The following is a 7,952-nucleotide window of genomic DNA, read 5'->3' on the forward strand; positions in this document are numbered from 1 at the left end:
CGCGCTCGACCCCGAGCAAGTCGTCCGCCGGCAGCTGTCGATCTTCGGCGTGCACAATTACGAGCCGCGGCACCTCAGTGCGGCGCTGAGCTTTCTGCTCGCAACCCGCGACCGGTTTCCGTGGGCGGAGCTGGTTGCCCGCGCCCGGCCGCTCGGGGACATCGCGGGCCTGCTCGTCGGCTCCCCCGGCCCCTCGCCGCGATATTCGGTCGCGCCCTGAGCCTTAACTGCAGACGAGAACGAACATGTCGGTCTTACGACCGTCGTCCGGGGCGGGTTAGATCGTCTGCATGGGCGAACGTGTGACGTTCCCAGGTTCCACGGGCGCGACTCTGGCCGGGGTCATCGAGGTGCCGGACGGAGCGGTGCGCGGCTGGGGCGTCTTCGCGCACGGCTTCACGCTCGGTAAGGACTCGCCGGCCGCGGCCCGAATCTGCAAGCAACTGGCCACCGACGGCATCGGCATGCTGCGCTTCGACGCGCTGGGTCTCGGTGGATCCGAGGGCGACTGGGGGGACGGGTCGTTCACCGTCAAGGTCGACGACATCGCCAAGGCATGCGAATTCATGGCGAACCGCGGGACCCCGGCCGACATCCTGGTCGGGCACTCGTGGGGCGGCGCGGCGGTGCTCGCGGCGGCACGACAGTGCCAGGGCGTGCGGTCGGTTGTCACCGTTGCCGCGCCCGTCGACCCGAGCCACGTCGAGAAGCATTACGACGCAGTCGTCGACCGTTGCTTGGCGGAGGGCAGTGCCGAGTGGATGGTCGGTGGGCGCACGCTGACCCTCAAGCGGGCATTCGTCGAGGATGTCCGCGCAGCCCACCTACGCGACAAGATCAAGGGCTTGCGCCTGCCGCTGCTGATCCTGCATTCGCCCACCGATAACACGGTCGGCATCGCGAATGCGAGCGAGATCTTCCGCTTAGCCCGTCACCCCAGGAGCTTCGTTTCGCTCGAGGGTTCGGACCACTTCCTGACCGCTCGGGGTCAAGCTCATCGCGCCGGGCGAATCATCGGCGCCTGGGCCGACGCCTACCTGGGCGACGGTGTTTGACCCCAGACCGCCTGTGACACAGTAGAACTGGGCTTACCCTCAACTCCGTTGTAGGACGAACGCCTCGATGTGGCGCTTGCCGGCCCGCACTTCATACTTCCGCCAGCCGGGGTACAGCTCGAGACCCTTCGCCCAGATCTCGTCGCGCTCGCCCGGCGCGGCGAGCCGCGCGTTCGCATGCCAGGTGTCGCGGCCGATCGACACCGTCGCCTCCGGGTGCGCCTTGAGGTTGTGATACCAGGCGGGATGCTTGGCGCCGCCGAAATTCGACGCGATGAGGGCCAACCCGTCCGGATGCGGGATTCCGTACACGGCGACGGTGCGGGGCTCACCCGACTTGGCGCCCGTCGTGGTGAGCATCACCACCGGGATGCCTGTCGCAAGCCCGGCGAAGCTGCTTCTGCCGCCCGTGAGCTTGGTGATGAGTCGGTCGAGGTGGTGCGCCGTGGGGCGAAGGAGCGCCACACCCACCGGCGTGGACGCGAAGCGACGCATGATCCGATGGAACGCGTTGGCATCGCCGAAGGATTGGCCGGGCATGGTGACATTGTGACCCGACCTCGGGCCGCTTAGGGCCCATTCGTCCGAGCCGGAATAACTGGACGAAAATGGGTCACAGACGTCGCTTACGGAACTAAGCTGCTGGTCGTGGGCAAGAACGTGTTAGCCAACGGGCGAAGCCGCTGGCTGGCGATCGTTGCCTCGTTCGCGCTGGCGGGCGCCATGGTCTACGCCCAAGACACCAAGCCGCGCTGCTGCGCGCCCAACGCGGTGGCGGCGGTCCCCACCACCGCGGCCGCCGCGTCGACCAACGCCGCCGCCCCGCCCAACGCCCCGCACACCGCCAGCCCCGCGGAAGTGGAAATGTTGACCGCCAGCGCGCCCGCCGCCGCCCAGCAATTCCAGGTCGCGTTGCCCCGGGGCCTCGCCTCGGAGGACAGGCTGCAGGTCAAGACGATCTGGGCGGAACGCGCCATCAGCGTGCTGTTTCCGCAGATCAAAACCATCTATGGGTACCGGGAAGACCCCCTGCCGTGGCACCCGAACGGGTTGGCGATCGACGTGATGATCCCGAACCACAGCAGCCCCGAGGGTATCGAGCTCGGCAACCAGATCGCCGGGTACGCGCTGGCGAATGCGAAGCGATGGGGAATCAACCACGTGATCTGGCGCCAGAAAATCTACCCGGGCGTCGGCGGGGGCAGCTGGACCGCCGACCTGGGCTCGGAAACCCTCAACCACTACGACCACGTGCACATCGCCACCAACGGCGGCGGCTACCCGACCGGGCACGAGGTCTACTACATCGCCTCGATGACGCCCGCGCCGCAGCAATGATTGGGTGACAGAGGGATTCACTCCGGCGCCCGCGCCTTCAGGCGTCGTCGCCAAGAATTCTTTGAGAAGCCGTTGAGGCCCCGTGCTGATTCTGTGATCAACGCACTCCGCGTCCGTCAGAGAAGCCAACTCAGCACAAGGAGACCCCGATGTTCCCTCGCCGTTTCACCGCCTCCGTCGTCGGCACCGCCGCCCTGGGCCTGGCCGCGCTCGGCCTCGCCGGCGCCGCTGGCGCGAGCTCGGTCGATGACGCGTTCCTCGCCCAGCTGGCATCGGATGGCATCACCCCGCCGAGCGCTTCGGTCGCCATCAAGGACGCACACGCCGTGTGCAACGCGCTCGACCAGGGCCACTCGAGCAAGGAGGTCATCGGCGCCGTGGCCAAGGCGACCGGCTTGAGCACCAAGGGCTCCAAGACGTTCGCCGTCGACGCGGCCTCGGCCTACTGCCCGCAGTACGTCACGTCGGCCTGAGATCGACCACTACAGTGCGGGGACCCCGGCGGGCCCCCGCATTGTTCATGGTCGCCGCAGCAGAAACAGGCTGTAGGCGGCGACGGACTGCGCGTCGGCGATCACCCCCGACCGGATCATCTGCTCGACGTCCTCGCGGGCGAACCAGGCACTTCGCAGGTCCTGCTCCTCGTGCTCGAGCTCGGGCTCCCCTTCGACGATTCCGGTGGCCAGGAAAACCCAGCCACGCTGACTGGTCATGCCCGGGGCGACATCGAGCTGGCCCAGCACCTCGAATGACGTCGCACTCAATCCCGTTTCCTCGCGCAGCTCACGCTCGGCCAACTCCGACGGGTCGGTGTCCGCCAAACCGGGAGCGGTGCCCTGCGGGAATTCCCACCTTCGCTCCCCAAGCGGATACCGGAATTGTTCGACCAGCCGGAAACGGTGCCCGTCGAACGGCATCACCAGCGCATAATCCGGCTTGTCCACCACGCCGTAGATGCCGGGACTGCCGTCCGGGCGACGGATGTCGTCTTCGCGGAGCACCATCCATTGGCTCCGATAGATCTCGCGGGACGCGATGCATTCGATGAAGGGCACCAACCCAGTATCACTGGGACGCCGTGAAGCGGTCGTACGTGCGGCGCAGGGCGCCCCGGTCGACGGAGTGCAGCGCACGGGTGAGTACTGCGAACACATCGACGTGCCCGACGGTGGGATCCGCTGTTTCGCCACGCGTGTATTGCCACGGCAGGGACCGTCCGCGCCGCAGCACTTCCCCGAGATACCACACGGCGCCATCTACGAACGGCTCATTGCGCTCTTCGTTGAGAAGCTGTTCGGGTGTCGAAGCCTTCTGAATGACGAGCTCTTCCAACGCGTCTAAGGACTCCGGCGAGAAGTCCCACACGGCGTCGCCGCCGTAATGACCCGCCCAGACCGGGAATTGGGCCCCGCGCTCGGCAAGCCAGCATCGCAGGTATTCCTCGTCCGAAAAGCGCTGCGTTGCTTGCTTTTTGGTGCTCAGGCGGCGCTTGCCGGCTTCTTCGACCCGGCCGCGCATCTCGGCCACCCAACGGTGGTCCTCGACGCGGTCGCGCCACTTCGCCAGTTCCTCCCTGGCCGCGACGGTGAGCGGATTGTCTTCGCCGAAGACCCGTGCTTCGGCGGCAACCAGGGCCTGCCAGGTCGCCACCTTGTCCCCGCAGTCCACGGGTTCTGGCTCCCACAGCGCGATGGTGTGCCGCGCGATCAGCGTGTGGCGGTGGTCGTCGCCCAGCTTTTCGCGCATCACCTCGACCAGCGACTCCAGCTCGGCCACGGCGCCGGCGCCGTCCACCGATTCGCCGTGCCATTGCGCCAGCGACAGCCGCATGCCCAACGTGTCCTCGTGGTCGTCGCCGAGCACCCGGCGCCGCGCGGCAAGGACGCGCTCGCCCTCGGCGATGGCACCCGGATAGTCACCGAGCTCCTTACGCTTGTGCGCCACGCGGTCCATGGACGTCAGCACGGTGGGGTGCTCGGCGCCCAGCACGCGTTCTTCGTCGGCCAGCAGCTGCGACCATTCGGCCAACGCGGCCCGCGTCTCGCGCTGGGGCCGGTCCGCGAACATGTGGCGCGCCGTCAACGTGGTGATGTGATCCCGGCCGAGCACCTCCTCGAATTCGGGAACCAGCTGCTCGAGGACGGCGTAGGCACCGGCCTGGTCTCCCATTTGGAGCTGCAGGTGTACCAGCGCAAGCTTCATGTCCAAGACGTTGGGATGGCGCTCCCCCAGGATCGGGCGGCAGACCGCGACCAGCTCGTTCATGAGTGGCAACGCCCCGGCGAAATCGGCCGCGGCGATGCGCTCCGAGATGAGCCGGGTCAAGGCGGCGAGCGGCCCAGGCAGTTCCGGCTGCGTCATACCGCTATCGAATCTCTCCTGCGGTCCCGTCGCAATTCACCCCGGGGCCGGTGTCGCGCTGGCATGAATCGGCAAGGTGGCCGATAGTCATAGGAACAAAATTCCAACGTCAGCAGAGGTGGGGGTCATGCCGGACGACCCGGGGCGCGCCTGACCATGCGCGGGCACATCATCGTCAGCGGTGACGACGCGCTGGCGACCACGATCGTCGAGGAGCTCAACAACGCCGGTGTGCACATCGTCAAGCTCCAGACCGCCGGCGAGCTCGACACCGCCGGTGTGACCCGGGCTCGCGCCGTGATTTGCGTCGGCGACGACGACGCGACCAACCTCGAAATCGCACTGCTGGCAAGGAAAGCCAACTCCCGGGTGCGCGTGGTGGCACGGCTGGGCAACGACGTGCTGCGCACGGCGATGGCCGCCGACAAGCGTCCCGGCGCGATACTGGACGTCGCCGACCTCGCGGCGCCGTCGGTCGTCGAGGCGTGTCTGGCGCACACCGTGCACCCGTTCGAGGCGGCGGGCATCGAATTCGTCGTCTCCGGGGCCGAGGCACCGTATAGCGCGACGCTGCGCGAAATCTACGGTGACCTGGCACCGGTGGCGGTGATTCACGGTGAGAACTGCGTCACCCCCGGCGAGGTGGTGTCCTGTCCTGGCCGCGACCTGTCGGTACACGCCGGTGACTGGACCGCGATGATCGGCACCGCCGAGGAACTGGCCGAACGCGGCATCAAGGTCCCGCGGCCGACCGTGACCCGCTATCGCCTGCCCCGGCTGCGGCGCATGCTCGACAGTGCGCGGGCGCTGCGCGACGACGTCAACCCGATGTTCGCCCGAGCGTTGCTGGCCGCGGCGTGCCTGCTGATCGGGTCGACGGTAATCCTGCGCTTCTGCTACCAGCCGGGTCCGAGGATGACGTGGCTCGACGCGCTGTATTTCAGCACCGAAACGATCGCGACGGTCGGTTACGGCGATTTCAGCTTTCTCCATCAGCCGACCTGGCTGCGGCTGTTCAGCATCATGTTGATGTTCGCCGGCGTAACGACTACCGCGCTCCTCGTCGCTTTCGTCGCCGACCTGCTGATATCGCGACGTTTTGCCCATTCTGTCGGCCGCCGCCGGGCGCGCCATCTGCGTAACCACGTCATCGTCGTCGGGCTCGGTTCGTTCGGCAGCCGCGTCGTCGCCGACCTCAGGTCAGCGGGCTACGACGTCGCCGTGATCGAGCGGGACGAAAACAACCGCTTCCTCTCGGCGGCGGCCGACCTCGACGTGCCGGTCATCTTCGGGGACGCGACGCTGCGCCAGACGCTGGAGGCCGCCCGCGTCGAGTACGCCCGCGCGGTTGCGGTGCTGACCCAGGACGACATGGTGAACATCGAGACCGGGATCGTGCTGCGCGAGATGCTCGGCCCCCGGGTGAAGCCCGAAGTCGTTCGTACCGACGTTCCCCTGGTGCTGCGCGTCTACGACCGCGCGCTGGGTGCCGCTGTGGCGCAGCGGTTCGGATTCGAAAACGTCCGGTCCACCGTCGAACTGGCCGCACCGTGGTTCATCGGAGCCGCGATGGGCCTGCAAGTGCTGGGGACATTTTCCGTCGGGCAGCGCTCGTTCATGATCGGCGGGATGCACGTGGCGCCCGGCAGCGAGCTCGACGGGCTGAAGATGTTCGAGCTGTCCACCCAGACCCGGGTCATCGCGATCACCCGACAGGACGCGCCCGTCGAGCTGCACCCCCGGCGGGACGCCTGGCTTCGTGGCGGTGACACCGTCTACCTCGTCGGCCCGTATCGCGAGTTGTTGGCCACGCTGCGCAAAGGGCAGCCGCCGCAGCAGCCGGCCGCGGGCGACGAGCGCGCGTCGGCCTAGTGGCGATCGCGAGCGCGGCGAAGCCGGGCGAAGCGGGTCGCCACCATCGGCCTAGTGGCGATCGCGAGCGCGGCGGAAGCCGGGCGAAGCGGGTCGCCACCATCGGCCTAGTGGCGATCGCGAGCGCGGCGAAGCCGGGCGAAGCGGGTCGCCACCATTGGCCTAGTGGCGATCGCGAGCACGGGCTAAAGCCGGCCGGCGACGTCCGCCGCGCGGCTCAGCTGGTCGACGTCCGCGCTCGTCGGGATCAGCTGCACCTCGTCGGTGCCGATGTCCTCGAACTTGCGCAGCACCGCAAGCAGCTCGTCCTCGGTGCCGGCCCACCCGGTCGTCGGCGCCATGGCGTCGACGTACTCCGCCGGTATCCAGTTCATGTAGCGCCGTAGGTGGCGATGCACCTGGGCCCGGGCCTGCTCCGGCGGGCCGAACGCGAACCAGAACGACGTCACCAGGTGGGGTTTGCCCTTGCCCGCCTGCGACCACGCGTCGCGCGCGACGTCGAACAACTCGTTCTGCTTGGCGACGTCCAGGTCCAGCGTGGTCCCGGCCAGCCCGGCGGCCCAGGAAGCGGCGCTGCGGATGGTCTTGGGGCCGATGCTGCCCACGAACAGCGGCGGACCGCCGGGCTGCACCGGTGCCGGCCCAACCGGCAGGACCGACTCGGTGAGCTTTTCGCCGGCCCACACCCGCTTCATCACGGCGACGCGCTCGGCCAGTTCGCGCATGGTCTGTGTCGCCGGATCGGCGCCGACAGCGTGGTAGTCCTCGTGCCTGCCGCCCACGCCGATGCCCACCCCCAGCCGCCCGCCGGAGAGCATGTCGCCGGTCGCCAGGCCCTTGGCCAGCATCACCGGGTCATGCAGCTGCGGCACGATCACGGTGGTCAGCAGCCGCACCCGATTCGTCCAGGCCGCGAGCGCACCCAGCAGAGTCAGGTTGTCCGGGTTGTCGAACGCGATGCGCTCGCCCCAGCACAGCGACGAGAACGGGCCGACGTCGATCGCGCGCGCCCAGTTCTCCAAAACTCCCGCGTCCAAGTCCGGCTCCATCACCGGCAGCGTCATCGCAATCTGCACGACGGCGATTCTGGCATGACAGTCAACATGCGGGCGGACAAGTGGCAGCATGGAGCAGATGGGTTTCACCAGCAGTTCCATCGCGCACGTCCGCCTCACCGTCACCGATATCGAGCGATCCCGGCAGTTTTACGAGAGCGTGTTCGGTTGGCCGGTCCTGCTGGAGGTGCCCGACAACGCGGACGAGGCCACCCGCAGCCAGTTGAGCTTCCTGTTCGGTGGCGTCATCTACGACCTCGGCGGCACGCTG

Annotated in this window: 9 protein-coding genes and 1 pseudogene; 6 read left to right on the forward strand and 4 right to left on the reverse strand. The window is 68.0% G+C overall.

The window, feature by feature from the left end:
- Window positions 1–220, forward strand: a pseudogene (locus A5697_RS28180) (dehydrogenase); the annotation flags it as partial.
- Between the two features lie 70 nt (window positions 221–290).
- The gene (locus A5697_RS22310) at window positions 291–1,055 is read left to right on the forward strand and encodes a S9 family peptidase (protein WP_068012073.1); all 765 of its coding nucleotides are present in this window, start codon (window positions 291–293) and stop codon (window positions 1,053–1,055) included.
- A gap of 39 nt (window positions 1,056–1,094) precedes the next feature.
- Here A5697_RS22310 and A5697_RS22315 read toward each other — a convergent pair whose 3' ends face one another.
- Window positions 1,095–1,595 carry a nitroreductase family deazaflavin-dependent oxidoreductase gene (locus A5697_RS22315; RefSeq protein ID WP_067951060.1) on the reverse strand — a complete coding sequence of 167 codons (501 nt, stop codon included), beginning with the start codon at window positions 1,593–1,595 and terminating at the stop codon, window positions 1,095–1,097.
- Window positions 1,596–1,703: 108 nt separating this feature from the next.
- On the opposite strand from A5697_RS22315, the gene A5697_RS22320 reads away from it, so the two are divergent.
- Window positions 1,704–2,393 (forward strand): glycoside hydrolase, encoded by a 690-nt coding sequence (locus A5697_RS22320; protein ID WP_197501084.1) that lies wholly within the window; start codon window positions 1,704–1,706, stop codon window positions 2,391–2,393.
- A 149-nt stretch (window positions 2,394–2,542) separates the two neighbouring features.
- The gene (locus A5697_RS22325; RefSeq protein ID WP_067951062.1) at window positions 2,543–2,866 is read left to right on the forward strand and encodes a DUF732 domain-containing protein; all 324 of its coding nucleotides are present in this window, start codon (window positions 2,543–2,545) and stop codon (window positions 2,864–2,866) included.
- A 45-nt stretch (window positions 2,867–2,911) separates the two neighbouring features.
- Here the strand turns inward: A5697_RS22325 and A5697_RS22330 are convergent, their stop codons facing one another.
- Window positions 2,912–3,397 carry an NUDIX domain-containing protein gene (locus A5697_RS22330; RefSeq protein ID WP_231972144.1) on the reverse strand — a complete coding sequence of 162 codons (486 nt, stop codon included), beginning with the start codon at window positions 3,395–3,397 and terminating at the stop codon, window positions 2,912–2,914.
- Between the two features lie 61 nt (window positions 3,398–3,458).
- A complete protein-coding gene (locus A5697_RS22335; RefSeq protein WP_067951066.1) occupies window positions 3,459–4,754 on the reverse strand; it encodes a tetratricopeptide repeat protein in 1,296 nt (431 codons plus the stop codon).
- Between the two features lie 156 nt (window positions 4,755–4,910).
- On the opposite strand from A5697_RS22335, the gene A5697_RS22340 reads away from it, so the two are divergent.
- A complete protein-coding gene (locus A5697_RS22340; RefSeq protein ID WP_068012074.1) occupies window positions 4,911–6,626 on the forward strand; it encodes an NAD-binding protein in 1,716 nt (571 codons plus the stop codon).
- Window positions 6,627–6,811: 185 nt separating this feature from the next.
- Here A5697_RS22340 and A5697_RS22345 read toward each other — a convergent pair whose 3' ends face one another.
- A complete protein-coding gene (locus A5697_RS22345; RefSeq protein ID WP_067951097.1) occupies window positions 6,812–7,690 on the reverse strand; it encodes an LLM class flavin-dependent oxidoreductase in 879 nt (292 codons plus the stop codon).
- A 70-nt stretch (window positions 7,691–7,760) separates the two neighbouring features.
- On the opposite strand from A5697_RS22345, the gene A5697_RS22350 reads away from it, so the two are divergent.
- Window positions 7,761–7,952: VOC family protein (locus tag A5697_RS22350; protein ID WP_197501085.1), on the forward strand; the 192-nt coding region annotated here is incomplete at its 3' end.

The sequence above is a fragment of the Mycobacterium sp. E3251 genome, from assembly GCF_001666835.1.
Classification (GTDB): Bacteria; Actinomycetota; Actinomycetes; order Mycobacteriales; family Mycobacteriaceae; genus Mycobacterium.

Bases quoted from the DNA above. Each gene is read 5' to 3' on its own strand.
- A5697_RS22345 (WP_067951097.1), bottom strand. From the start codon at position 7,690: ATGACGCTGCCGGTGATGGAGCCGGACTTGGACGCGGGAGTTTTGGAG.
- A5697_RS22340 (WP_068012074.1), top strand. From the start codon at position 4,911: ATGCGCGGGCACATCATCGTCAGCGGTGACGACGCGCTGGCGACCACG.
- A5697_RS22325 (WP_067951062.1), top strand. From the start codon at position 2,543: ATGTTCCCTCGCCGTTTCACCGCCTCCGTCGTCGGCACCGCCGCCCTG.
- A5697_RS22315 (WP_067951060.1), bottom strand. From the start codon at position 1,595: ATGCCCGGCCAATCCTTCGGCGATGCCAACGCGTTCCATCGGATCATG.
- A5697_RS22310 (WP_068012073.1), top strand. From the start codon at position 291: ATGGGCGAACGTGTGACGTTCCCAGGTTCCACGGGCGCGACTCTGGCC.
- A5697_RS22335 (WP_067951066.1), bottom strand. From the start codon at position 4,754: ATGACGCAGCCGGAACTGCCTGGGCCGCTCGCCGCCTTGACCCGGCTC.
- A5697_RS22330 (WP_231972144.1), bottom strand. From the start codon at position 3,397: ATGGTGCTCCGCGAAGACGACATCCGTCGCCCGGACGGCAGTCCCGGC.